Genomic DNA, 24,918 nt, shown 5'->3' with positions numbered 1-24,918 from the left:
GGCGCGGAGAAAGCGGCCGCGCACCAAGGCTGCGGACCTACCCGGGCATGCCGTAGCGGCTGAACCTCTGCAGGATGAACGAAGAGAACGGTTGGCCGAGCTTTTCCGCACCGGAGGTGCGCAGGTGGATCTCGTTGACCCAGTCTCCGCTCGGGCCCGTGGCGTCCGGGTCCGCCTGATCGAGGGGGATCGCGGCGGAGTCGAACACATGCACGTTCGGGAGCCGGTATCCGCTCCTGGCATCCGTATCGAGGCCGAGCAGGAACAGCCGCAGTTTTCCGAACACGATGTCGGTCACGCCCTGGTGCAGATCCTTCGGCACGCCATTCCTGACCAAGGCGGGATGGAGCCAGCCCTTGGACTTTCCGGGCACACCTGCCGGGCGCGCGACGGGCACCGAGTAGGTATGCAGGAAGACAGGGCGCCCCTTGCTCTGGCCCGCATCCCGCCACTCGACCAGGCTCGCGAACCACCACAGCAGATAACCCGCCAGCGCGTTCATGCCGGCCTCGCTGACATAGGCATGGGGATCCGATGCGTCGATCGCCTCCGCCTTGGTGAGAAGAATCCGCTCCCGAGCCGGACGAAGCTGGCCCGTGGAGTCGTTCGGCGTGACGTTGATCGCATCGATGAGGTCGTTGCCCGACGCGGACACCAGGATCGCGAGCCACCAGCGTTGCTGCAGAAGCATCTTGAACTGCGGGTTGCGCTTGAACATCTTCCCTGCGATGTCGCCAGGGGCTGCGCAATTGATCGCCGCGGCCGCCTTGGGGAAATGAAGACAAGGCAGCAGGTTCCGGTTGTTCAGCACCTCATCGGTGATCGAGAACCAGGAGTCTCCCTCCGCGAGGAATTGCCAGTTGTATGGGTCGAGCGGGAATGGCTGGTTCGGGTCGAGGTAGTGGCCTACCGGAACAGGCAGAAGGTACGGCATTCGCTCGACTCCTCGCTCATTGGAATGCGTGCAGCATATTTCATCGAGCCCGGATCCGAAATAGGGATGTGCTCCGGCTTTCGGTGGTTTCGGCATGAATGCGAGATGTCGATCAAGCCCGCGACACGCGCATGCGACTCAATGGCCTCCGCCATGAGGGAGTTGATTTTTTTCGCACCTCCGCGATTCGGCGTCCATGTCAGTTCGGCCCGTCCATCTTCTTGCTGCCGACCGCCTGCAGCACCGCATCGAAGTACCCCGCCTCCGCCAGCAGCCGCCTGACCTGCGAATCCACATGCGCATCCGACAGCGCCGGATGCCATTCGCCGTCCCGCCGCCAGCGCCAGAGCATGGCGACCACGGTCGAATCGATCTTCGGGAAGACCTCGAGCAGCAGCGAGCCGAAGTCCTGCCGGCAGGCGACCAGGCCGCGCTGCAGCAGGTCCTCGAAGACCTGCGTGGGCCGTGCGTCCGACAGCAGCCGGCGCAGCTCGACCTGCCTGAGGTCCAGTTTGCTCATGGTTCTGGAAAGGGTTCCGTTGACGAAGGGGCGGCCATGGCCGCGGCGGGCAGCGCACGATGGCCTGCCTTTCAGGATCGCGCATCGACCGCGCATTCGCAAGCCGGTGGCGATTGCCGGAGCGCCGCCCGTGGATAGATAGCTTCCCGAAAGCTTCGCGGCCTAGGCTGGTCGGCTCCCTCCTTCTCCGACGTCGTGCCCGCACGGTCGGTCCGTACGTACCGCCGCACCGATGAGCCTGCGTCCTCCTGCCTCCCGCCGGGTCCTCCTGGTCCTTCTTGCCTCGCTGGTGCTCGCCGGCGCGGCATTGCTCGTCTGGCGCTCACCGCGATCCGATGCCGCGCCGCCCCCGCCGCCTGCCGGTGCGAGCAGCGCTGCCGATCCCGAACAGTTGCGCTACCCGAAGGGCGCGGCCCAGCTCGCGATGATCCGCACCGACGCCATGCCGCGCGTGCCGCTGCCCCTGGCCGAACCTCTGAGCGCGCGCCTGGTCTACGACGAGGACGCGACCGCGCGCATCGGCGTCGGCTTCTCGGGCCGCATCGTGGCGCTGCGCGTGGGCCCCGGCGACAGCGTGCGTGCCGGCCAGGTGCTGGCCGACATCGACTCGCCCGACTACGGCACCGCGCGCGCCGACCTCGGCAAGGCGCTGGCCGACGAGAAGCGCAAGCAACTCGCGGCCGAACGCGGGCGCGAGCTGGCGCCGGGCGATGCCATCGCGCACAAGGACCTCGAGGCGCTCGAGGCCGACCATGCGCAGGCGCTGGAAGAAGTGGAGCGTGCGCGCCGGCGGTTGCAGAACATGAATCCGCGCGGGCTGCGCGGCGAAGGCCAGCGCCTGCAGCTGGTCAGCCCGATGGACGGGCTGGTCGCCGAGCGCACGGCCACGCCGGCGCTCGAGGTCGCGCCGGGCATGGCGGCGCCGCTGTTCGTGGTCACCGATCCGCGGCGGCTGTGGCTGATGATCGACCTGCCCGAGCGGCTGCTCGGCCGGATCAAGCTGGGCAGCGCGGTGAGCGTGGAGTCGGATGCCTATCCGGGCCGGCGCTTCGCCGCCACGGTGCGCCAGGTCGGCCATGCGGTCGACACCAACACCCGGCGCGTGCCGGTGCGCGCGCAGCTGGACAACGCCGGGCTCGAACTGCTGCCCGAGATGTTCGTGCGCGCCCAACTGCTGCAGGAAGACGGCAGCGGCGTGCGCGTGCCCAACGAGGCGCTGGTCAACCGCGGCGTGCACAGCTACGTGTTCGTCGAGGAGTCGCCCGGCGCGTTCCGGCGCCGCCAGGTCGAACTGCTGGCGCAGGGCAGCGACACCAGCTACGTGCGCGAGGGCCTGGCGGGCAACGAGCGCGTGGTCACGGCGGGCGCGCTGCTGCTCGACGCCGAGCTGACGACCCGCACGGGCGAGCGGCCGTGATGCAGCGGCTCATCTCCTTCGCGCTGACACAGCGCGTCTTCGTGTTCGTACTGGTCGCGGCGCTCGTGGGCTTCGGCGGCTACGCGGCCTCGAACCTGCCGATCGAGGCCTTCCCCGACGTGCAGGACGTGCAGGTGCGCGTGATCTCGCAGCGCACCGGCGCGGCGCCGCAGGACATGGAGCGCTCGGTCACGCTGCCGATCGAGCGCGAGGTGGCGGGGATCCCGCGGCTGTCGAACGTGCGCTCGGTCACCATGACCGGCCTGTCGATCGTGACCCTGACCTTCGCCGACGGCACCGACGACTACTTCGCGCGCCAGCAGGTGCTCGAGAAGCTCTCGACCGTCGACCTGCCCACCGGCGTGCAGCCGCAACTCGCGCCGCTGTCGACGGCCGTCGGCGAGATCTACCGCTACACGCTCGAGGCGCCGGGCCTGTCCGAGGTGGAAGCGCGCACGCTGCAGGACTGGACCGTGCGCCCCTTCCTGCGCATGACGCCCGGCGTGGCCGACATCGTCACCTTCGGCGGCGCGCTCAGGGAGTTCCAGATCGAGGTCGACCCGGTGGCGCTGCGCAAGTACCAGGTGACGCTGGACCAGCTCGGCCAGGCCGTCTCGAATGCCAACGGCAGCGCGGGCGGCGGGCTGATGCGCCGCGGCGACACCTCGCTGGTGGTGCGCGCCAGCGGGCTGTTCGACAGCCTCGCCGACATCCGCGCGGCGGTGGTCGCCTCGCGCCAGGGCCGGCCCGTGACGGTGGCCGACTTGGCGCAGGTGCGCGAGGGCGAGCGCCCGCGCCTGGGCATCGCCGCGGCCGGCGAGCGCGACAGCATCGTCGAGGGCATCGTCTCGATGACCAAGGGCGGCGATCCGGCGAAGATCAATGCCGAGCTGCGCCAGCGCATCGCGCAGCTCGAGCCGCGCCTGCCGGCCGGCGTGAAGATCGTGCCGATCTACGACCGCACGCAGCTCGTGCACCACACGGTCGCCACGGTGGTCGAGAACCTGGTGGTGGGCGCGCTGCTGGTGGTGGCGGTGCTCGTGATCTTCCTCTCGAGCTGGCGCGCGGCGCTGGTGGTGGCCACCGTGATCCCGCTGGCCCTGCTGTTCGCCTTCATCCTGATCACCGCGCGCGGCGTGTCGGCCAACCTGATCTCGCTGGGCGCGGTCGACTTCGGCATCATCATCGACAGCGCGGTCGTGATCGTCGAGGCGCTGATGGTGCGGCTCGCGGCCAAGAGCGCGCTCGACGCCGATTCGCCCGAGGCGCGCCACCAGCGGCTGGGCGTGCTGCATCACACGGTGAGCGACCTCGCGCACCCGGTGCTGTTCTCGAAGGCGATCATCATCCTGGCCTTCGTGCCGATCTTCACCTTCCAGCGCGTGGAGGGAAAGATCTTCACGCCGGTGGCCCTGACCCTGAGCTTCGCGCTGCTCGGCGCGGTGCTGCTGACCTTCACGCACCTGCCCGCGCTGCTGGCCACGGTGCTGCAGCGCCGCACCCTGGCCGAGAAGCACAAGCCCTGGCTGGACTGGCTGCAGGCGCGCTACCGCGGCCTGCTCGCGGCGACCATGCGCTATGCGGGCCGCACGCTGTGGCTCGCGGCGCTGCCCCTGGCGCTCGCGCTGGGCCTGGCACCGCGGCTGGGCAGCGAGTTCCTGCCCAAGCTCGACGAGGGCAACATCTGGCTGACCATCACGCTGCCGACCTCGGCCGCGCTCGAGACCACCAAGCAGGTGGAACGCAGCGTGCGCGCCACCCTGCTCGAGTACCCCGAGGTGGCGCGGCTGATCAGCCAGGTCGGCCGGCCCGACGACGGCTCGGACCCGAAGGGGCCGAACAACCTCGAGATCCTGGTCGACCTGCAGCCGCGCTCGGGCTGGCGCTTCGCGGGCAAGGAGGCGCTGATCGCCGACATGTCCGCCAAGCTGGAAGACATCCCCGGCATCAGCACCAACTTCTCGCAGGTGATCCAGGACAACGTCGAGGAGTCGCTGTCGGGCTTTCGCGGCGAGATCGTCGCGAAGGTGATCGGCAACAACCTCGACATCCTCGACGAGCTCGGCGAGAAGGTGGCCACCACCTTGCGCGCCATCCCCGGCGCCACCGACGTGGACAGCACGCGCATCGGCGGGCAGAGCGAGCTGGTCGTCACGCCCGACCGCGCGCGGCTCGCGCGCTACGGCCTCACGGTCAACGACGTCGACAACGCCATCGGCCAGTCGATGTCGGGCGCCTCGACCACCAGCTTCTACGACGCCGACCGCCGCTTCGACGTGGTGGTGCGGCTCGCGCAGCCGCACCGCGACAGCGTGGACGCGGTGCGCGGACTGCAGCTCGCCGTGGCCGGCACGCAGGTCGGCAACGGCCCCGGCACCATCTCGCTGGGCGAGGTCGCGAACGTCGAGGTGCGCCAGGGCGCCTCGCGCATCTTCCGCGAGTCGGGCTCGCGCATGGTCATCGTCAAGGTCAACCTGCTCGGCCGCGACCAGGGCAGCTTCGTGGAGGAGGCGCAGCGCACCGTGGCGCGCCAGGTCGCGCTGCCGCCGGGCTACCAGCTGGTGTGGGGCGGTCAGTTCGAGAACTCGCAGCGGGCCGCGGCGCGGCTCGCGGTGATCGTGCCGTTCACGGCGCTGCTGATCTTCTCGCTGCTGTTCTGGGCCTTCCGCTCGGTGCGGCTGGCCTCGCTGGTGCTGGGCATGGTGCCGTTCACGCTGGTCGGCGGGCTGGCCGCGCTCGGGCTTGCGGGCCTGCACCTGTCGGTCTCGGCCGCGGTCGGGTTCATCGCGGTGGCAGGCATCTCGGTGCAGAACGGCGTGATCATGGTCGAGGAGATCATGGCGCGCGTGCGCTCGGGCGCGGCGGTCGCGACGGCGATCGTCGAAGGCGCGACGACGCGGCTGCGCCCGATCCTGATGACGGCGCTGATGGCGGGCCTGGGCCTGCTGCCGGCCGCGCTCTCGCACGGCATCGGCAGCGAGACCCAGCGGCCCTTCGCCTGCGTGATCGTCGGCGGCATCGTCACCGGCACGCTGTTCACGCTGCTGGTGCTGCCGGTGGCGATCCGCCGCTTCGGCGATTTCTACGACGAGCCGCAGCAGGCGCGCGAGGCGCGCCCGGCGGCCGCGCCCTGATGCACCGGAGCCCGCGATGACGTACGCCCCCGCCTTGTTCTATCCCCGCGTTCGATCGGCACTCGCGCTGGCCTGCGCGGCGCTGCTGGCCGGCTGCACGGTCGGCCCCGATTTCCGGCGCCCCGATCCGCCCGCGGCCACCGGCTATGCGCCGTCGGCGCTGCCGCTCGACACCGCGTCGGCACCGGTGCCCGGCGGCGACGCGCAGCGCTTCGCGCCGGGCCGCGACATCCAGGCCGACTGGTGGACGCTGTTCGGCTCGCCGCGCCTCGACGCGCTGATCTCGCGCGCGCTCGCGCGCAGCCCCACGCTCGAGGCCGCGCAGGCCGCGCTGCGCGCGGCGCAGGAGAACGTCTACGCGCAGCGCGGCTTCTTCTTTCCCACGGTCGGCATCGGCTATTCGCCCGCGCGCACCAAGATCGCGGGCAACCTCGGCGGCAATTCGCCGGGCGTGCAGGGCAATGGCCGCGTGATCTCCACCTACCAGGGCACGCCGGCCAGCGAGGGCGGCAGCGCGCCCTTCAACGCGCCGGTGATCTACAACTTCCACACCGCGCAGCTCACGGTCGGCTATGCGCCCGACATCTTCGGCGGCCAGCGGCGGCAGCTCGAGAGCCTCGAGGCGCAGGCGCGGATGCAGCACTACCAGCTCGAGGCGGCGCGCCTCACGCTGGCCTCGAACCTGGTGGCGGCCTCGATCCAGGAGGCGCTGCTGCGCCGGCAGCTCGCGATCGCCGAAGGCATCGTCGAGGCCAACGAGCAGGCGGTGGCGCTGGTGCAGCGCCAGCTGCGCGCCGGCTACGCGGCGCGGCAGGACCTGGCGCAGCAGGAACTCGCGCTCGCGCAGGCGCGCCAGCAGTTGCCGCCGCTGCGCAAGCAGCGCGAGCAGACGCGCAACCTGCTGCGCGCGCTGGCCGGCGATGGCCCCGACGAGGACCTCGCGATCGACTTCGACCTCGATGCGCTGGTGCTGCCGCGCGAACTGCCGCTGGCCCTGCCCTCGCGCCTGGTCGAGCAGCGGCCCGACATCCGCGCCGCCGAGGAGCAGTTGCATGCCGCCAGCGCGCAGGTGGGCGTGGCGGTGGCCGACCGGCTGCCGCAGTTCTCCATCGATGCGAGCTGGGGCGGCGCGGCCAGCCGGCTCGGCGAGATGTTCCTGAAGTCGGGGCGCTTCTTCAGCCTCGCGGCCAATGTCGGGCAGACCCTGTTCGACGGCGGCACGCTCGAACACCGCCAGCGCGCGGCCGAGGAAGGGCTGCGCCAGGCCGATGCGCAGTACCGCGCGACCGTGATCGCGGCACTGCAGAACGTGGCCGACACGCTGCAGTCGATCCAGGCCAACGCGCAATCGCTGCAGGACGCGGCGCTGGCCGAGGAGAAGGCCCGCAGCGGGCTGGAGCTGGTGCGCCGCCAGCTGCGGCTCGGCGACGTCAACCGCCTCGCGTTGCTCAATGCGCAGCAGGCCCACGACCAGGCGATGCTCGCGCGCGTGCAGGCGCAGGCCGCGCGCCTGGGCGACAGCGCCGCGCTGTTCCAGGCCTCGGGCGGCGGCTGGTGGCAACGCGCGCCGACGTCGTGAACGCGCCGCCGCTGGCCGACAATGGCGGCCCCTCCGCCCCCGCGTCCCGCCGCCTCGCACCGCGATGCTCCTGCTGCTGATCGAAGACGACCCCGTGATCTCGCGGGAACTGCAACTGCGCTGGCGCCAGCGCGGCTGGGTGGTGCGCGGCTGCGGCGACCTCGCCGAGGCCGACCGCGCGCTGGCCGAGCGCGACGTGCAGGACTTCGAGCTCATCGTTCTCGACCTCAACCTGCCCGACGGCGACGGCCTGGACTGGCTGCGGCGACTGCGCCAGCGCGACCGCCTCACGCCCGCGCTGATCCTGACCGCGCGCAGCCGCGTGGCCGACCGCGTGCTGGGCCTGCAGGGCGGCGCCGACGACTACCTGGTCAAGCCCTTCGCGCCCGAGGAGCTCGATGCGCGCATCGAGGTGCTCGGCCGCCGCGCCCAGGTGGCGCGCGGCGACCATCTGCACTATGGCCGGCTGACCTGGCGCGGCGACCTGGGCCGGGCCTACGTGGACGACCGCGTGCTCGAGCTGGCGCCGCGCGAGTTCGAGGTGCTGGGCCTGCTGATGCAGCGCGCGCCGCGGCTGGTCGCCAAGCGCGCGCTGGTCGATGCGCTCGCCGAGCGCAACATCGAGCTCGGCGACAGCGCCTCCGAGATCTACGTCTCGCGCCTGCGCCGCAAGCTGGTCGACGCGGGCGTGCAGGTGCGCACCGTGCGCGGCTTCGGCTACATGCTGGTGCTCGACGCGGCCGCTCCCGGCGCGCAGGAGGCTTGATGGAAGCGATAACGCCACAACCGCCGCGCCGCATCCGCTGGCTGCGGCGCGAACTGCTGCTGCGCCTGATGCTGCCGCTGATCACGATGATGGCCGTGGCGGGCGGCTTCGGCCTCCACTACACGCACGCGGTGATCGAGCGCGTGTTCGATCGCTGGCTGCTCGATGCCGCGCGCTCGAGCATCGCGCTGCTGCGCTACGACGACCGGGGCATCGCGGCGATCGACATGTCGCCGCAGCTCAAGGCCATGCTGCTGTTCGACGAGATCGACCAGAACTGGTTCAGCGTCACGCAGTCCGACCGCCTGCTGGCCGGGCAACCCGGCCTGCCCGACCACGGCAGCAGCCGCGTCGGCTACCGCCGCGGCGAGGCCTTCGATGCCGAGTACCTGGGCCAGCCGGTGCGCGTGGTGCGCGTCGAGCTGACACGGCCCGGCGCCGCGCCGGTCACGATGCTGATGGGCGAGACGCTGACCAAGCGCCATCGCGCCGAGCAGGAACTCTGGGTGCTGCTGTGGCCCGTCGTCGCGCTGGTCGTGGCGGCCGCGCTGGCCATCGCGATCGCGGTGCGCCGCACGGTGCGGCCGCTGCAGGCCATCGCCACGCGCTGGAACGAGCGCTCGCATGCCTCGCTCGATCCCATCGGCGTGGACGAAGTGCCGCGCGAGCTGCAGGCCTTCGCGAGCTCGCACAACGAGCTGCTCGCGCGCATCCGGACCATGCTGGCGCGCGAGCGGCAGTTCGCCGCGACCGCGGCGCACCAGCTGCGCACCTCGCTGACCGGCCTGCAGCTCGGGCTGGCGCGTGCCAGCGAGACGCCCGATCCGCAGGCGATGCGGCGCATCGTCGACGAGCTCGGCGGCTCGATCCAGCGCTCGGGCCGGCTGGTGCAGCAGCTGCTGACCTTCGGCGCCCTCGACCCCGAGGCGCGCGCCGACCTCGACCGGCGCCGCATCGACCTCGTCGCGCTGGCGCAGGACGTGGGCGCCACCCACATCGAGCAGGCCTCGGCGCGCGCGATCGAGCTGGAACTCGCGGCGCCCGAGCGGCCGGTGTGCGTCGCGGTGCAGCCCGAGCTGATCGCCGACGCGCTGAGCAACCTGCTCGACAACGCGATCCGCTACACGCCGCCGGGCGGGCGCGTGCTGGTGGAGTTCGAGAGCGATCCACCCGCGCTGCGCGTGAGCGACTCGGGACCGGGCATTCCCGAGGACGAACGCGAGGCCGTGCTCGAACGCTTCGTGCGCGGCCGCGATGCGACCGGCGACGGCAGCGGCCTGGGGCTGGCGATCGTGCGCGATATCGTCGCGATGCACGGCGCCACGGTCGCGCTGTCGGACAGCGCCTGGGGCGGCCTCGCGATCACGCTGCGCTTTCCGGCCGGGCACTGAGCACTGAGTACCGAGCGAGTTCGGCGCGCGGCGGCCGGCTCAGCGCGCGGCGCTCGCCTGCGGATCGTGCCCGCAGGCGATGCCCGGCGCGCCCCGTTCGTTCTCCGCCAGCACGATGCCCCAGCGCAGGCGCACGCGGCGCTCGGGCCCCTCGCCGGTCCAGGGCAGCTCCATGCTGCCGGCGCAATCCACGGTCTTCATCAAGGGCTCGAGCAACGGCCCCTCGGCCTGGAACGGCCGCGTGTCGAGCATCAGCACCATGCCGCCCTCGCGCGCCAGCACGCCCGGTGCCAGCCAGGGCGAGGTCCGCTCGTCGCCGTCGATGAGCAGACGCACGCCGGGATCCATCCGCAGCGCGACGGCGCCCGCGAACCAGGTATCGCCGACCAGCAGCGTCAGCGGACGCTCGCCCATGCGATCGCGCCATGTCGCCTCGACCGCGGCGGCGATCCGCTGCGAGGGCAGGTTGGCGCGCGTGGCGCGGCCGGTCCGCGCGCTCCAGACGCCGTCGACCCCGGCATAGCCCCAGGCGGTGGCGATGTGCAGCAGCCCCGCCACCGCCAGCACGGCCTGCCAGCGGCGCCGGCTCCAGCGCTCCACGTCGAGCCATGGCAGCGAGGCGGCCGCCCATACGCCCAGCGGCAGGAAGAAGGTCGTGAGCCAGGCCGGAATCAGCCGCGAATGCAGCAAGGCCGAAGCGACCAGCACCAGCACGGTGGGACCGAGGGTCGCCCAGGCCAGGAAGCGCCGGTCGAATGCGGCGGGCAGCGGCGCCCGCTGCGTGGCCGCTTCGCGCCGCTGCGCGAACCAGGCCCAGCCGATGAACAGCAGCATCGGCGACAGCCGCGCGAGCTGGACCAGCAGCACGAACACCGGCCGGGGCAGCAGGTGCCTGCCGGGTGCATGCACCGAATGGACCGAGTGCCGCGCATAGAGCACCGTGGTGTCGCCATGCTGCAGCACCCACCACAGGTGCGGCGACAGCAGCAGCAACGCGAGGCCGGTGGCCAGCAGCAGGTCGCGCCGCACGCGCGCGTCGCGCCACAGGCCCTGGCGGACCACGAAGCCCAGGCCCACGGCGAACTGCACCGCCGCGCTGTACTTGGTGAGCATCGACAGGGCCGCGAACAGCCCGAGCCAGACCCAGTCGGCGCGGCCGCTTCCGGCCGGCCGCAGCACGCGCCACAGCATCCACCAGTAGCCCGCGAGCGGCAGCAGCTGCACCGTGTTGTGGTTGTAGACCACCGCGCGCTGCACGTGGTAGGTGACCAGCGTGCCCAGCAGCAGCGCGAAGGCGGCGCGCGCCGGCGTCATCATCTCGCGCGACCAGCGCCACAGCAGGTAGAGCGCGCCGACGCCGCAGCCCACGCCGGCCACGTAGGTCAGCCACGGCTGCCGGCCGAGCAGCGCCACCGGCAGGCTCAAGAGCCAGCTCGGCAGCGGCGGATGCTTGTAGTAGCCCCACTGCAGGCTGCCGCTCCAGAACAGCTCCTCCACGTTGTCCCAGGGCGGCGTGACATCGAGCGCCACCATCGGCCAGGCCCACGCCAGCACCAGCGCGACGAGCAGCGCGGGCACCCAGCGCTCGATCGGCTCGCGTGCCGCGGCGGCGGCGGGAAGAAAGCGGCCCGGCACGGGCGTCGATCCGGAAGTCATGGGCGGGATTTATAGGGACCGCACCCCACCGCCGCCTGACTTCGCGCGCCGTTGCGCGTGCGTCACCGGGCCCTCACGACGCGTCGGCGGGCGCCGGCCGCGAGAGCAGCTCCAGCGGCGCATTGCAATCGAGCACGTCGACGCGCACGGTGTCGCCGACGCGCAGGTCCGGCGGCAGGCGCGTGGTGCCGAGCGCGCGCGTGCGCAGTCCGCCGTCGTGATAGCGCACGACCGCATAGGGTTCGTCCGCACCGGCCCGCGGCGCGCAGTCGCGGTACATGCCGCGCGCGAGTTCGCCGGCGCGGCCCAGGGCCTCGACGCGCCCGGTGCGCCAGCCGGCCACGAAGTCGGCATGGCTGGCCGCGAGCCCGGCACAGCCGGCCAGCGCGAACAGGCATGCCGCCAGCGCGCAGCCGAGGCCGCGCATCAGCCGCGCGCTCCCACCGCGGCCGTGGCCTGGATCTCCACGCGGTACTCCGAATCGATCAGCCTCGCGCCCACGGTCGCGCGCGCCGGCGTGTGGCCCGCCGGCACCCATTCGTCCCACACCGCGTTCATCGCGGCGTAGTCGCCCACCGTGCGCAGGTAGATCGTCACGCTGACCAGGTTCTCGCGCGTGGCGCCCTCGAGGCCGAGCAGGTCGTCGATCTGGCGCAGGATCTGGCGCATCTGGCCGGTCACGTCGAGCGAGGGGTTCTCCGCCACCTGCCCCGACAGGTAGAGCAGGCGGGCTGCGCCGAGGTCGACGGTCACCATCTCGCTGAAGCGCGGGCCCATCTCGTGGCGGCTGATGTTCATGGCGTTGCGGTCGAAGAAGAAGAAGACGACGAGGAAGAAGCGACGGGGGCAGCCGCCGGTGGCCGTGGATCGGCGGGCGCGTTCCACCAGCCGCCGCCGAGCGCCTGGAACAGCGCGGCCGCGTCGGTGAGCCGCTGCGCGCGCGCCTGCACGAGGTTGATCTCGGCCTGCGCCTGCTGCTGCTGCGCGAGCAGCAGCGCCAGCGCGCTGGCATCGCCCCACTGCAGCTGCGCGCGGGTGCGCGCGAGCGCCTGCGCGGCGGTGCGCTCGGCCCGCACCGATGCCTGCAGCGCGCGCGTGTCGGCATCGATGGCGGCCAGCGTGTTGGCCACGTCCTGGAAGGCCGAGAGCACGGTCGCGCGGTACTGCGCCGCCGCTTCGTCGAACGAGGCGCGCGCGGCCGCCTCGCGATGCCCGAGCGCACCGGCATCGAACAGCGGCTGCGCGACGCCGGCCGCGACGGTCCAGAACATCGCGGGCGAATGGAACAGCTGCGACAAGGTGTAGGCCGAGGAACCGAGGTTCGCGCTCAGCGTCACGGCAGGCAGCCGCGCCGCCACCGCGACGCCGATGGCCGCGCTCGCGGCCTGCAGCTGGGCCTCGGCGGCGCGCACGTCGGGCCGGTGTTCGACCAGCAGGGCGGGCAGCGCGAGCGGCAGCTCGGTGGGCAGTGCCAGCGTGTCGAGCTCGAAGCGCGCGGCCACCTCCTCGCTCGGGTAGTGGCCGCCGAGCACCGCCAGCTGGTTGCGTTGCTGCGCGAGCTGCTTGTCGAGCGCGGGCACGGCGGCCTCGGTCGCGGCCAGCAGGGCAGCCTGCGCCTCCACGTCGGCCTGCGCGACCTGCCCCAGCGCGAGCTGGCGGCGATAGGCCTGCAGCGCCTGCGCCTGGCTCTCGGCGATCGCCAGCGTGGCACGCCGCTGCGCGCGCAGCGAGGCCTCGGCGATCGCGGCCGCCACCACGTTGCTGCTGAGCGTGAGCCGCGCGGCGAGCAACTGGAAGCGCTGCGCCTCGGTCTGCGCCTGCGCGCCCTCGACCTGCCGGCGCGTGGCGCCGAACACGTCGGGCGCATAGCTCACGTTGAGCTGCGCCGTGTGCAGCGTGTAGAGGCTCGCGTTCGACGACACCGGGCTCGCGACCGCATTCGCCACGCGCTGGCGCGTGGGCGCCAGCCCGGCCGTCAGCACGGGCCAGAAGGCCGCGCGCTGGGCCGCCTCGTTCTCGCGTGCCGCGCGCAGCGCCGCGTCGGCGGCCTCCACGCCGGGATTGCCGGCCAGGCTCTGCGCCACCAGCGCGTTCAGCGGCTCGTTGTGGAAGGCGGCCCACCACTGGGCCGGGATGTCGAGGCCGGGCGCCAGCCGCGGCAGCGGCACGCCCTCGCCGGCCTCGGCCAGCGGCGGCGCGGCCGTGTAGCGCGCGGGCAGATCGAGCGGCGGGCGCGCGTAGTCGGGACCGGCCGCGCAGCCGGCCAGGCACAGCGCGACGGCCAACGCGGCGGGAATGCTCTTGTTCATCGTTCTCTCCCCTTAGCGATCGCGCCGCGAGCGCACGCCCCAGCCCTTGCGCTCGAACAGCCGCTCCATCGCGTAGTAGAAGGCCGGCAGGATGAACAGCGTGAGCAGGGTCGACACCACCAGGCCGCCGACCACCACCGTGGCCAGCCCGCGCTGCACGTCGGTGCCCACGCCCGTGGCCAGCGCCGCGGGCAGCATGCCGACCGAGGCCACCGAGGCCGTCATCAGCACCGGGCGCAGCCGCTCGGTCGCGCCCTCGAGCACCGAGGCCCGCAGCGCCAGCCCCTCGCCGCGCACGCGGCGGAAGTTCGCGACCATGATGATCCCGTTCTGTATCGACACGCCGAACAGCGCGATGAAGCCCACCGCGGTCGCCATGTTGAGCGTCTCGCCCGCGAGGTGGACCGCGATCAGCCCGCCGAGCGTGGCCATGGGCACCACGCCGAGGATCAGCGCCACGTGCCGGATCTTGCCGAACTGGAAGAACAGCAGCACCGCCATGATCGCGACCACGATCGCGAGCGACACGCCCAGGCGCGCCTGCGCGCGCTGCTGGTTCTCGAACTGGCCGGCCCACTGCAGCCGGAACTTCGCGGGATCGAAGGGCACTTCCTTCGCGATGCGCGCGCGCGCCTCCTCGAGGTAGGAGGCCAGGTCGCGGTCGCGGTTGTCCACGCGCACCGTGATCTGGCGCTCGTTCATCTCGTGCGAGATGGTGCTCTCGCCTGTCTGCAGCCGGATGTCGGCCACCTGAGCGAGCGGCACCTTCGCACCGTTGGCGCCGTTGAGCAGCAACGCGCCGATGGCCTCGGTACCGCCCTTGGCGCTGGCCGGCAGCTTCACCGACACGTTGTAGGTGCGCGCGCCCGCATACACCGTGATGACGGGCGCGCCGCCGATGCCGGTCTGCACCAGGCCCGCCACGTCGGCCGCGCTCACGCCCAGCCGCGCGGCCGCCTCGCGGTCGAGCCGGATCACCACCTGCGGGATCGGCGGCTCCTGGAACAGCGAGGCCGAGGCCGTGCCGCGCACCGTGCCCAGCAGCTCGACGATCCGGTTGCCGATGCGCCGGCTCTCCGCGAGGTCGTCGCCGTAGATGCGCAGCACCAGCGGACTGTGGGCGCCGCCCACGGCGTCGTTCACGCCGTCGATGATTGGCTGGCTGATGCCCACGTCGAAGCCCGGCATGCGCGCGAAGCGCTCGCCCAGCATGCGCACGAAGTCGGCCTTGTGCATGCCCGCGGGCCATTCGGCATAGGGCTTGAGGCCCACCGGCACCTCCATGTGCGAGGGCGTCCAGGGGTCGGTGCCGTCGTCGTTGCGGCCCAGCTGCGTGACCACGTAGGAGACCTCCGGGTACTCGAGCAGCACGTGGCGCAGCTCGGTGGCCATCTCGCTGGCCTTGTCGAGCGACAGGCCCGAGGGCAGCTGCACCTGCAGCCACAGCGCGCCCTCGTCGATGTCGGGCAGGAACTCGCGCCCGGCCGTGGCGCCGAGCACGGCCACCGCCAGCAGCGCGGCCACGCCCAGGCCGTAGGCGATGGCGGGCATCCCCAGCAGCAGGTCGAGCGCGCGCCGGTAGGCCGCGGTGAGCCACAGCAGCGGCCGGTTGACGAAGGGACGCCGCGGCTTGCGCAGCGCCACGTAGGCCAGGCTCGGGATCAGCGTGAGCGCGCACAGCAGCGCGCCGACCAACGCGTAGCCGACCGTGAAGGCCATCGGCCGGAACAGCTTGCCCTCGGCGCGCTCGAAGGCGAACAGCGGGAAGTAGGCCGTGATGATGATCAGCGTGGCGAAGAAGATCGGCCCCGACACGTGGCTCACGGTCTCGAGGATGTTGCCCTCGGTGAGCGTGGCGTTCGGTTCCTCCTCGCGCCGCCGCAGGATCGCCTCCATCACCACGATGGCGCCGTCCACGATGATCCCGAAGTCGATCGCGCCGAGCGAGAACAGGTTGGCCGGCATCCGGGTGAAGTGCATCACGATGAACACCGTCACCAGCGACATCGGGATGGCCATCGCCGCGACCACCGCGCTGCGCGGGCTGCCGAGGAACAGGATGAGCACGAAGCACACCAGCGCCATGCCCTCGAGCACGGTGTGCGTCACCTTGTCGACCGTGAGCTTCACCAGGTCGTCGCGGTCGATGTAGGGCACGATGCGCACGCCCAGCGGGGCCAGCTCGGCCTGCAGCGCGTCGATCTTCCGGTGCACGCCCTCGAGCACGCGCGAGGGGTTCTCGTACTTGAGCATCAGCACGATGCCCTCGATCGTGTCGGGGTCGGTGTTCTTGCCCAGGATGCCGCCGCGCTCCTGGTGCCCGAACTGCAGCCGCCCGAGGTCGCTCACCAGCACCGGCGCGCCGCCGCTGTTCGACACCATCACCGCGCCCAGGTCGTCGAGCGAGCGGATCTGGCCGATGCCGCGCACCACGTAGCTCTGCTCGCCGCGCGCGATGCGCCCGCCGCCCGCGTTGGCGCTGCCGTTGTTGATCGCCGACACCACGTCGTTGAGCACCAGCCCGTGCGCCTGCAGCCGCGCGGGATCGAGCTCGAGCTGGAACTCGCGCGTGAAGCCGCCGAAGTTGTTGACGTCGACCACGCCCGCCACCTGCTTGAGGGCCGGGATCACCTTCCAGCGCTGCAGCTCCGACAGCTCCATCAGGTTCATGCGGTCGGACTCGAGCGTGTAGCGGTAGATCTCGCCGGCCGGCCCCGCCACCGGCCCGAGCGCGGGCTGCGCGCCCGCCGGCAGGCTGACCTGCCCGATGCGCTCGGTCACGCGCTGGCGCGCGAAGTAGTCGTCGGTGCCGTCCTTGAAGGTCAGCGTGATCAGCGACAGGCCGAAGGTGCTGCTCGAGCGGATCGAGGCCAGCCCCGGCGTGTTGCTCAGCGCGCGCTCCAGCGGCGTGGTGATCTGCTGCTCCATCTCTTCCGAAGCCAGGCCGTTGACCTGCGTCGTCACCTGCACCGTGACGTCGCCGAGGTCGGGATAGGCCTCGACGGTCATCTGCGTCCACGACCAGGCGCCGAACAGCACCAGCGCGACCGACAGCGCCCAGGCCAGGTGCCGGCGGCGCAGGAACTGGGAAATGACGAGATTAATCATTGAGCAGCACGCCGCCACGGACCACCACGCGCTCGCCGGCCGCGAGGCCGCCGCGGATGCGCACCCGGTCGCCGTCCTCGCGCCCGAGCTCGACCGCGCGCCGCTCGAAGGTCCATGGCTGCACCTCGACGAACACGCTCACGCTGTCGTTGTTCATCAGCAGGGCCGAGCTCGGCACCTGCGGCTGCGCGGCCTGCGGCAGCTCGAGCGCGGCGCTCGCGTACATGTTGGGCTTGAACACGCCCTCGGGGTTCGCGAACACGATCCGCGCCCGGGCCCGGCGCGTGTCGGCATCGAGCGCCGCGCTCACGAAGGCGACCTGGCCCGCGAACCGGCGCCCCGGCTGCGAGGCCAGCGTCACCGTCGCGACCTGGCCCGCCGCGACCAGCCCCAGCAGGTCCTCGGGCACGCCGACCGTGACCCAGACGCGCTCAAGGTTGGAGACGGTCATCAGCGCCGCGTTGGCGTCGTTGAGCACCGCGCCGCTCGCGGCATTCAGCGCGGTGACGGTGCCGGCCATGGGCGCGACGATGCGCAGCACGCGGTCGTCGCCGGCGCTCGCGCCGATGCCGTGCAGGCGCGCTTCGCTGCGCCGCAGCTCGGCCGTCTGCTGCACCACCGCGCTGCGCGCCGCCTCCACGTCCTTGGCCGCGTTGGAGCCGGCCTCGTTCACGCCCTGCGCCCGCGCGAGCGCGCGCTCGGCCAGCGCGAGCGCATCGCGCGCCTTCTGCGCGTCGGCCACGGCCTGCGCGAGGTCGGGCGAGGCCATCGTCGCGAGCAGCTGCCCGGCGCGCACCGCATCGCCGAGGCGCACCTTGAGCTCGAGCAGGCGCCCGGCCAGCGGCGGCAGGATGTTGACGGTGCGCGCCGGGTCCGCCTCCACCGTCGCGGGCAGGCTCAGCACGTGCGAACGCGCGCCCTCGGTGGCGGCGGCGACCTGCAGCCGCTCGCGCAAGGGAGAGCCCGCGGGCATGCTGAGGCGGTGGCCCTCGCGCACCAGCAGCGGCGCGGGCGCGGCCGTGGCCTGGGCGCCGTGCGCGGCGGTGTGGAACCAGACCGCGTACAGGGCCGCGCAGGCCAGCACGCCCGCGGCGGCGGGCGCGAGGAGGGTCTTGTGCAGGGAGTTCTTCATGACAGTGGATGCGTCGCGGCGATGCGGCCCGTTGCCTTCGCCGGTGCCGCAGCGTAGAAAGGCGCGGCTGAAGAACGCCCGAAGAAATCCTGAAGACGTCTTCAGGTTCGCGACCGCGACGCATCGATGCCACGCGGGTCGTGGGCAGCGGGCAGTCAGGTAGCGGCGGGATGATCCGCGCCATGCGAATCCTGTTGATCGAAGACGACCGCAAGGCGGCCCGGCTGCTCGCGCGCGGCCTCGAGGAGGAAGGCTTCGTCGTCGATGCGGTGCACACGGCCGAGGCGGGCGACGAGAAGGCCTTCGTCCAGACCTACGACCTGCTGATCCTCGACTGGATGCTGCCGGGCCGCGACGGCCTGGCCCTGTGCGGCGACCTGCGCCGGCGCGGCTGCGGCACGCCGGTGCTGATGCTCACGGCGCGCGATGCCCTGCAGGACCGCGTGGCCGGCCTCAACACCGGTGCCGACGACTACCTGACCAAGCCCTTCGCCTTCGACGAGCTGCTGGCGCGCGTGCGCGCCCTGCTGCGGCGCCCGGAGAGCATGCGGCCCGTGATCCTGTCGCTGGCCGACCTGAGCCTCGACCCGCAGCGCCAGAGCGCGCGGCGCGGCGGCGCGGCGCTGGACCTGACGCGCAAGGAGTTCGCGATCCTGCACATGCTGCTGCGCCATGCCGGCGAGGTCGTGAGCCGCGCGCGGCTGGCCGAGCAGGTGTGGAAGGACGACCTGATCGGCATCGACAACCTGATCGACGTGCACGTGGGCAACCTGCGCCGCAAGGTCGATGCGGCGCCGGCGGTGCCGCTGATCCAGACCGTGCGCGGGCGCGGCTTCCGGCTCGCGGCGGCGGACGGCGCGCATGCTTAGCCTGCGCCGGCGGCTGGTGCTGGTGCAGGTCGGCGTGACCGTGGTGGTGATGGCCATCGCGGCCTTCGGCGCCTACGCGGTGTTCTCGCGCAACGTGCACCGCGAACTCGACGCCGCGCTGCTGGCGCTGGCCGAGACCGAGCTCGGCATGCTGCTGTCGGCCGGCCCGGGCACCGCGGCCACGGTGCACGAGGCACCCTCCGGCCCCGGCGCGCCCTCCTTCGTGCGGCTCGACCGGCTGGTGCAGATCGTCGGCCCCGATGGCCGCGTGCTCGCGCGCAGCGCCAACCTGGGCGAGGCCCAGCTGCCGATCCCGCCGCTGCTGCGCGAGCGGCTCGCCGCGGGCGAGACCGTGTTCGAGACGCTCGAGGGCTTCGGCGAGGAACCCACGCGCATGGTCTCGGTGCCGGTGCCGGGCCGCGACGCGACGCTGGCGGTGCAGGTGGCCGGCTCGCTCGACGACATCAACCGCACCGTCGCGATGGCCAGCGTGCTGTTCCTCGTGCTCGGCGGCACGCTGCTGCTGGCGCTGGGCCTGGCCGGCACGCTGATCACGCGGCGCGCCTTCCGCGCCATCGACGACGTGGTGCAGCAGGCGCATCGCATCAGCGACGCCAACCTCAGCGAGCGCCTGCCGGCGCCCGGAACCGCCGACGAGGTCGGCCGGCTCGTCGAGACGCTCAATGCGATGCTGGCGCGCATCGAGCACGGCATGGAAGCGCAGCGGCGCTTCACCGCCGATGCCTCGCACGAGTTGCGCTCGCCCCTGTCGCGGCTGCGCACCGAGCTCGAGCTCGCGCTGCGCCGGCCGCGCGAACCGGCGGTCTACGTCCAGACCCTGCGCTCCGCGCTCGACGAGGTGGAATCGCTCACGCTGCTGGTGGAGGAACTGCTGGTGCTGGCGCGCATCGATGCGGGCCAGGAACGCGAGGCCGCGGAGACGGTGGCGCTCGATCAGCTGGCCGAGGAGGCGCTGCGCCGCCTCGAGCCGATGGCGCGCGAGCGCGGCGTCCGGTTGCGGCTCGAGCTGATGGAGCCGGTCGCGGTCCGCGTGGCGCGCGGTGCCGCGAACCTGGCGCTGGCCAATCTGCTCGACAACGCGCTGAAGTTCTCGCCCGATGGCGGCACCGTGCACGTGGACGTGTTCGCACCGCCCGGCGGCGGCGAGGCCGTGGTCCGCGTCGCCGACCACGGCCCGGGCATCCGCAGCGACGAACTGCCGCACCTGTTCGAGCGCTTCTACCGCGGCGCCGGCGCGCGTTCGGACGAGGCCACGCCGGGCCTGGGACTCGGGCTCGCGCTGTCGCAGGCCGTGGTGCAGGTGCATGGCGGCCGCATCGAGGCCATGAACGCGCCGGGCGGCGGCGCGCGCTTCGAGCTGCGGCTGCCGCTGGCCGCGACGCCCGCGGAGCCGGTCATGCTGACCCCGCACTGACCGTGCGGAATGGGTCGCTTCGCGTGCATGGGATTGAGTGCTTTCCTATCCACGAGCCCTTAATCTCCTGCCCATCCATGAACGCTCCGCTGCGCGATCTCTCGAACCTGCAACGGCCCCGGACGGCCTCGGTCCCGGGCATCTCGTGCGTGGTTCCGTGCTTCAACGAGGCACGCAACCTCGGCGCGCTGCTGCCGGAACTCGACCGGATGCTGCGCGCCACCCAGTTGCGTTGGGAAGTGATCGTGGTCAACGACGGCAGCACCGACGACACCGATGCCGTCATCGAGCAGTGGTGCCAGCGGCCGGGCATCCGCTGCCTCTCGCTGTCGCGCAACTTCGGCAAGGAAGCGGCGCTGACCGCCGGACTGGGCGCGGCCCGGGGCGACGCGGTGGTGCTGCTCGACGGCGACATGCAGCATTCGCCCGCGCTGGTGCGCGCCATGATCGACCAGTAGCGCGCGGGCGCCGAGGTGGTCTATGCGGTGCGCCAGGACCGCAGCGACGAAGGGCCGCTCAAGACGCTGAGCACGCGCCTGTTCTACAAGCTGCTGAATGCCTCCGACCGTTTCGCGGTGCCCGAGAACGCGGGCGACTTCCGGCTCATGGACCGCAAGGTGGTCGATGCGCTGCTGAAACTGCCCGAGCGCAGCCGCTTCATGAAGGGCCTGTACGCCTGGGTCGGCTTTCGCGCCGTGGCGCTGCCCTACACGCCGGCGCCGCGCGCCGAGGGGCGCAGCCGCTTCAACGCGCGGCGCCTGTTCAAGCTGGCGCTCGACGGCCTGACCTCCTTCACCACCTGGCCGCTGCGCATGGTCAGCGTGGCCGGACTGATGCTCGCGCTGCCGGCCTTCGGCTACGGCAGCTACGTGGTCCTGGACTACATGTGCTTCGGCAACGAGGTGTCGGGCTGGTCCACCATCGTCGTGAGCCTGATGTTCTTCATCGGCGTGCAGATGATCTCCACCGGCATCCTCGGCGAGTACGTCGCCCGCATCTTCGAGGAGGTCAAGGGCCGGCCCGTCTACGTGGTGCGCGAGCAGCGCGGCCACGGGCTGGAAGCCGAGGAGCCATGACCGCATCCGCGGCCAGAACGCAGCGGCTTTGCATCTGCGCCGACGACTTCGGCATGAGCCCGGGCATCAACGCGGCGGTGCTCGACCTGATCGCGCGGGGCAACCTCTCGGCCACCGGCTGCCTCGTGCTGCGCGAGGCCTGGTCCCGGGGCCTGCCCGCGCTGCGGCGCGTCGATGCCGCGCGCGTCGACGTCGGCCTGCACCTGGACCTGACCCCGCCACGGACGCCGCGCGCCGGGGAGCCCGGCCTCGGCCCGCTGATCCTGCGCTGCTACACGCGGTCCGCGCCGCGGCGCCATCTGCGCCAGACCATCGCCGAACAGCTCGCGCGCTTCGAGGACGGCCTGGGCCGCGCGCCCGCCTTCGTCGACGGGCACCGGCACGTGCACCAGCTGCCGATGGTGCGGGAGCTGCTGCTCGAGGAGCTGTCGCGCCGCTACACGGCCGCGCCGCCGTGGCTGCGCAACACGCGGCCCGGCGCCACGGCGCTCAAGCCCCGGGTCATCCACGCGCTGGGAGGCCGTGCGCTGGTGCACGAAGCCGCGCGGCGGTCGATCCCGACCAGCCGGGGGCTGCTCGGGGTCTACGACTTCGCGGGCGGGGTGACGGGCTACCGGCGGCGCCTGCTCGCCTGGCTGTCCGCGGCACGCAGCGGCGATGTGCTGATGTGCCATCCCTCGCTGGCCGAGGACGCCGGCACGCCGCACCACGAGGCGAGGGCGGCCGAGTACACGGTGCTGGCGGCCATGGCCTTTCCATGGCGCGATCCCCGCGGCGGGCAGGTCGAGCTCATGGCGTTGTCGGCGGGCGGCCTGCAGCCGGGCGCCTGAGGTCCGGCCAGGGCGCCGTCGCCGCGCGTCATGCAGTTTGATCGGCCCGGTCATGCCGCGCGCCGACCCGGCTTCGTATCCTCGGACCATTGAACGAGAGACAAGGTCCGCGCCACCGCAGGTGGCCAGGGCCCCACGGAGACCGTCTTGCCACCGAAAGAACCCGTCCTTGACGGCCTGGCGCGCTTCGCCGCCGAGGCCCCCGCACGACCGGCCGCCATCCTGGCCGAGACCGGCGAAACGCTGGACTACCGAAGCCTGCACGAACGCTCGGCGCGGCTCGCGCAGTTCCTCGCGGCCCGTCTCGAGGCCGGCGAGGTGGTCGCGATCCTGCTGGGCAACCGGCTCGAATACTTCGAGCTCACCTTCGCCGCGCGCCGCGCCGGCCTTTACTACGTGCCGATCAGCACGCACCTCACGCCGGGCGAGATCGACTACATCCTGCGGGACTCGGGCGCGCGCATCCTGCTGACCGAGACGGCGCTGCGGCCCTGGGCCGAGCGCTCGGCCTGGCCGGCGCCGCTCGAGGCGGTGCTCTGCATCGATGCCGAAGACCCGGTCGAAGGCGCCGCGAGCTACCGCGCGCTGGTCGAGGCCGAAGGCCCGGTGCCGCCGCTGCCCGACCGCCCCCTGGGCCTGGACTTCGCCTACTCCTCGGGCACCACCGGCCGGCCCAAGGGCATCAAGCACAAGCTCGAGGACCAGCAGTTGCGCAAGGCGCTCGCGGGCGACTGGCTCTCGTTCTTCGCCTTCGATCCCGCGAGCGTCTATCTCTCGCCCGCGCCGCTCTACCATGCGGCACCGCTGCGCTTCAGCGTGCGCTGCGTGGCCTTCGGCGGCACGGTGGTGCTGATGCGCCGCTTCGACGCCGAAGGCGCGCTCGAAGCGATCGCGCGCTGGCGCGTCACCCATTCGCAATGGGTGCCGACGATGTTCATCCGCCTGCTCGCACTGCCGGCCGAGCGCCGCGCGGCCCACGACCTGTCGAGCCACCGGCTGGCGCTGCATGCGGCGGCGCCCTGCCCCGTCGAGGTCAAGCGCCGCATGATCGACTGGTGGGGCCCGATCGTCTGGGAGTACTACACCGGCTCGGAGCGCGCCGGCGCCACCGCGATCTCGGCGCCCGAATGGCTCGCGCATCCCGGCTCGGTGGGCCGCGCGAAGCAGGGCGTGCTGCACATCGTCGGCGACGATGGCGGCGAATGCGCGCCGATGGTCGACGGCCTGGTCTGCTTCGAGGGCGGCCCGAGCTTCGCGTACCACAACGATCCGGTGAAGACCGCCGAGACCCACACGCCGCAGGGCTGGGGCACCTTCGGCGACATCGGGCACGTCGATGCCGAGGGCTACCTCTACCTCACGGACCGGCGCGCCAACATGATCATCTCGGGCGGCGTGAACATCTATCCGCAGGAGGCGGAGAACCTGCTGCAGGACCACCCGCTGGTGCACGAGGTGGCCGTCATCGGCGTGCCGCATGCGGAGTTCGGCGAGGAGGTGAAGGCCGTGGTCCAGCTCAAGGACCCCGCACTCGCCGATGCCTCGACCGCGCAGCAGCTCATCGACCACTGCCGCGCCCACCTGTCGGCAATCAAGTGCCCGCGCAGCGTGGACTTCGCGACCGACCTGCCGCGCACCGAGACCGGCAAGCTGCTCAAGCGCGTGGTGCGCGACCGCTACCGCGCGCTCGCCGCGCCCGCTTCCCAACCGTGACGGAGACCCGACCATGACGATCGACATCGGACGCAGGCACTGGACGATGGCCCTGCTGGCCTCGCTGGCCGGCCTGCCCGAGCTGGCCAGTGCGCAGCAGGACACCCGGCCGCTGACCTTGCTCGTGCCCTATGCCGCCGGCGGCGCCGCCGACCCCGTGGTGCGCCCGCTTGCACAACGCCTGCAGGAGGTGCTCGCGCGCACCGTGCTGGTCGACAACAAGGCCGGTGCCAACGGACTCATCGGCACGCAGTACCTGCTGCGCCAGCCGCCCGACGGGCTGACGATGCTGTTCCACATCACGAGCCTGATCCAGAACATCGCGCTGTCGCGCGGCAAGCCGCCCTACGATTTCGCGAAGGACATCGAGCCGCTGGTGCTGCTGGGCCGGCAGGCGGTGGTGCTGGTGGTGCCCGCGTCGAGCCCCTACCAGAGCCTGGCCGACCTCGCGCGCGCGGCCAAGGCCAACCCGGGCAACTTCTCGTTCGGCTCCTATGGCGCGGGCTCGACCTCGCACATCTACGGCGAGCAGCTGCGCGCGGCCTGGAACATCGAGATGCCGCACGTGGCCTTCCGCGGCACCAGCCCGCTGCTGCAGGACATGCTGGGCGGGCGCGTGCCGATGGCCTTCGTCTCGGCCGCCACCGCGATCGAGCGCCAGGGCGACAAGGGACTGCGCTCGATCGCGGTGGCGCACAGCAAGCGGCTGACCGCGCTGCCGCAGGTGCCCACGCTGCACGAGCTCGGCTACGCGGGCTTCGACTACACGGGTTGGTGGGGGCTGTTCCTGCGCGCGGGCACGCCGGCGCCGGTGGCCGAGCGCCTGCGCAACGCGATCCGCGCCATCCTGCAGGAGCCCGACATGGTCGGCCGGCTGCAACTGGCCGGCCTGGAGCCCAGCAGCGAGACACCCGAGCAGATCACGGCCGCGATGCAGAACGAGTACCGCCACTGGGAAGCGCTGAGCCGGCGCTTCAACATCACGGCCGATTGACGCTGTCGCTCGTGCGGGCGGCGCGACAATGCGAAGCGCATGCCCGCGCTTTCCC

20 protein-coding genes are annotated in these 24,918 nt (G+C 72.2%); 12 read left to right on the top strand and 8 right to left on the bottom strand.

Annotation, left to right across the window (positions count from 1 at the left end):
• Positions 1 to 37 precede the first annotated feature (37 nt).
• Both AC07RV_RS00510 and AC07RV_RS00505 read right to left on the bottom strand, forming a co-directional pair.
• A complete protein-coding gene (locus AC07RV_RS00510) occupies positions 38 to 934 on the bottom strand; it encodes a hypothetical protein (protein WP_296783829.1) in 897 nt (298 codons plus the stop codon).
• A gap of 199 nt (positions 935 to 1,133) precedes the next feature.
• On the bottom strand, positions 1,134 to 1,454 hold the full coding sequence (locus tag AC07RV_RS00505; RefSeq protein ID WP_296783832.1) for a hypothetical protein: 321 nt from the start codon (positions 1,452 to 1,454) through the stop codon (positions 1,134 to 1,136).
• Between the two features lie 232 nt (positions 1,455 to 1,686).
• Here AC07RV_RS00505 and AC07RV_RS00500 point away from each other — a divergent pair, with 232 nt between their 5' ends.
• The 5 genes from AC07RV_RS00500 (at position 1,687) to AC07RV_RS00480 (ending at position 9,741) form a co-directional block, all read left to right on the top strand.
• On the top strand, positions 1,687 to 2,871 hold the full coding sequence (locus AC07RV_RS00500; RefSeq protein ID WP_492713613.1) for an efflux RND transporter periplasmic adaptor subunit: 1,185 nt from the start codon (positions 1,687 to 1,689) through the stop codon (positions 2,869 to 2,871).
• Positions 2,871 to 6,005: an efflux RND transporter permease subunit gene (locus AC07RV_RS00495; protein WP_296783838.1), complete on the top strand. Its 3,135-nt coding sequence runs from the start codon at positions 2,871 to 2,873 to the stop codon at positions 6,003 to 6,005. The genes AC07RV_RS00500 and AC07RV_RS00495 overlap by 1 nt, the downstream gene beginning before the upstream one ends.
• Before the next feature lie 16 nt (positions 6,006 to 6,021).
• Positions 6,022 to 7,584 (top strand): efflux transporter outer membrane subunit, encoded by a 1,563-nt coding sequence (locus AC07RV_RS00490; RefSeq protein ID WP_296783841.1) that lies wholly within the window; start codon positions 6,022 to 6,024, stop codon positions 7,582 to 7,584.
• A gap of 64 nt (positions 7,585 to 7,648) precedes the next feature.
• Positions 7,649 to 8,350, top strand: coding sequence for a response regulator (locus AC07RV_RS00485; RefSeq protein ID WP_208508160.1), 702 nt, complete (start codon positions 7,649 to 7,651; stop codon positions 8,348 to 8,350).
• Positions 8,350 to 9,741 (top strand): sensor histidine kinase, encoded by a 1,392-nt coding sequence (locus AC07RV_RS00480; RefSeq protein ID WP_208508161.1) that lies wholly within the window; start codon positions 8,350 to 8,352, stop codon positions 9,739 to 9,741. Before AC07RV_RS00485 ends, AC07RV_RS00480 begins: the two co-directional genes overlap by 1 nt.
• A gap of 39 nt (positions 9,742 to 9,780) precedes the next feature.
• On the opposite strand, the gene AC07RV_RS00475 is transcribed toward AC07RV_RS00480, so the two are convergent.
• From AC07RV_RS00475 to AC07RV_RS00450, 6 genes are all read right to left on the bottom strand, one after another.
• Positions 9,781 to 11,397, bottom strand: a complete 1,617-nt coding sequence (locus tag AC07RV_RS00475) for a glycosyltransferase family 39 protein (RefSeq protein ID WP_281077161.1) — start codon at positions 11,395 to 11,397, stop codon at positions 9,781 to 9,783.
• Between the two features lie 73 nt (positions 11,398 to 11,470).
• On the bottom strand, positions 11,471 to 11,824 hold the full coding sequence (locus AC07RV_RS00470) for a hypothetical protein (protein WP_296783851.1): 354 nt from the start codon (positions 11,822 to 11,824) through the stop codon (positions 11,471 to 11,473).
• Positions 11,824 to 12,195 carry a RidA family protein gene (locus tag AC07RV_RS00465; protein WP_093345317.1) on the bottom strand — a complete coding sequence of 124 codons (372 nt, stop codon included), beginning with the start codon at positions 12,193 to 12,195 and terminating at the stop codon, positions 11,824 to 11,826. Before AC07RV_RS00465 ends, AC07RV_RS00470 begins: the two co-directional genes overlap by 1 nt.
• Positions 12,192 to 13,706: an efflux transporter outer membrane subunit gene (locus AC07RV_RS00460; protein ID WP_296783854.1), complete on the bottom strand. Its 1,515-nt coding sequence runs from the start codon at positions 13,704 to 13,706 to the stop codon at positions 12,192 to 12,194. The genes AC07RV_RS00465 and AC07RV_RS00460 overlap by 4 nt, the downstream gene beginning before the upstream one ends.
• A gap of 12 nt (positions 13,707 to 13,718) precedes the next feature.
• The gene (locus AC07RV_RS00455; protein WP_296783856.1) at positions 13,719 to 16,814 is read right to left on the bottom strand and encodes an efflux RND transporter permease subunit; all 3,096 of its coding nucleotides are present in this window, start codon (positions 16,812 to 16,814) and stop codon (positions 13,719 to 13,721) included.
• Positions 16,807 to 17,946: an efflux RND transporter periplasmic adaptor subunit gene (locus AC07RV_RS00450; RefSeq protein WP_296783858.1), complete on the bottom strand. Its 1,140-nt coding sequence runs from the start codon at positions 17,944 to 17,946 to the stop codon at positions 16,807 to 16,809. The genes AC07RV_RS00455 and AC07RV_RS00450 overlap by 8 nt, the downstream gene beginning before the upstream one ends.
• A 182-nt stretch (positions 17,947 to 18,128) precedes the next feature.
• Between AC07RV_RS00450 and AC07RV_RS00445 the strand changes: the two genes are divergently transcribed.
• The 7 genes from AC07RV_RS00445 (at position 18,129) to AC07RV_RS00415 (ending at position 24,863) form a co-directional block, all read left to right on the top strand.
• On the top strand, positions 18,129 to 18,815 hold the full coding sequence (locus AC07RV_RS00445; RefSeq protein WP_208510203.1) for a response regulator transcription factor: 687 nt from the start codon (positions 18,129 to 18,131) through the stop codon (positions 18,813 to 18,815).
• Positions 18,808 to 20,250, top strand: coding sequence for a sensor histidine kinase (locus tag AC07RV_RS00440; protein WP_296783861.1), 1,443 nt, complete (start codon positions 18,808 to 18,810; stop codon positions 20,248 to 20,250). The genes AC07RV_RS00445 and AC07RV_RS00440 overlap by 8 nt, the downstream gene beginning before the upstream one ends.
• Positions 20,251 to 20,327: 77 nt before the next feature.
• Positions 20,328 to 20,708 (top strand): glycosyltransferase, encoded by a 381-nt coding sequence (locus AC07RV_RS00435; RefSeq protein WP_366929021.1) that lies wholly within the window; start codon positions 20,328 to 20,330, stop codon positions 20,706 to 20,708.
• A 27-nt stretch (positions 20,709 to 20,735) separates the two neighbouring features.
• The gene (locus AC07RV_RS00430; RefSeq protein ID WP_444813840.1) at positions 20,736 to 21,326 is read left to right on the top strand and encodes a hypothetical protein; all 591 of its coding nucleotides are present in this window, start codon (positions 20,736 to 20,738) and stop codon (positions 21,324 to 21,326) included.
• Positions 21,323 to 22,156: a ChbG/HpnK family deacetylase gene (locus AC07RV_RS00425; RefSeq protein ID WP_296783862.1), complete on the top strand. Its 834-nt coding sequence runs from the start codon at positions 21,323 to 21,325 to the stop codon at positions 22,154 to 22,156. Before AC07RV_RS00430 ends, AC07RV_RS00425 begins: the two co-directional genes overlap by 4 nt.
• A gap of 147 nt (positions 22,157 to 22,303) precedes the next feature.
• Positions 22,304 to 23,869 carry an AMP-binding protein gene (locus tag AC07RV_RS00420; RefSeq protein WP_281078802.1) on the top strand — a complete coding sequence of 522 codons (1,566 nt, stop codon included), beginning with the start codon at positions 22,304 to 22,306 and terminating at the stop codon, positions 23,867 to 23,869.
• Between the two features lie 13 nt (positions 23,870 to 23,882).
• Positions 23,883 to 24,863 carry a Bug family tripartite tricarboxylate transporter substrate binding protein gene (locus AC07RV_RS00415; protein ID WP_208513206.1) on the top strand — a complete coding sequence of 327 codons (981 nt, stop codon included), beginning with the start codon at positions 23,883 to 23,885 and terminating at the stop codon, positions 24,861 to 24,863.
• The last annotated feature ends 55 nt before the right edge of the window (positions 24,864 to 24,918 follow it).

It is taken from the genome of Variovorax sp. GW821-FHT09B01 (assembly GCF_059418345.1).
The sequence above is the reverse complement of the archived record's forward strand: the minus strand, read 5'-3'. Positions and strand labels throughout refer to the sequence as shown.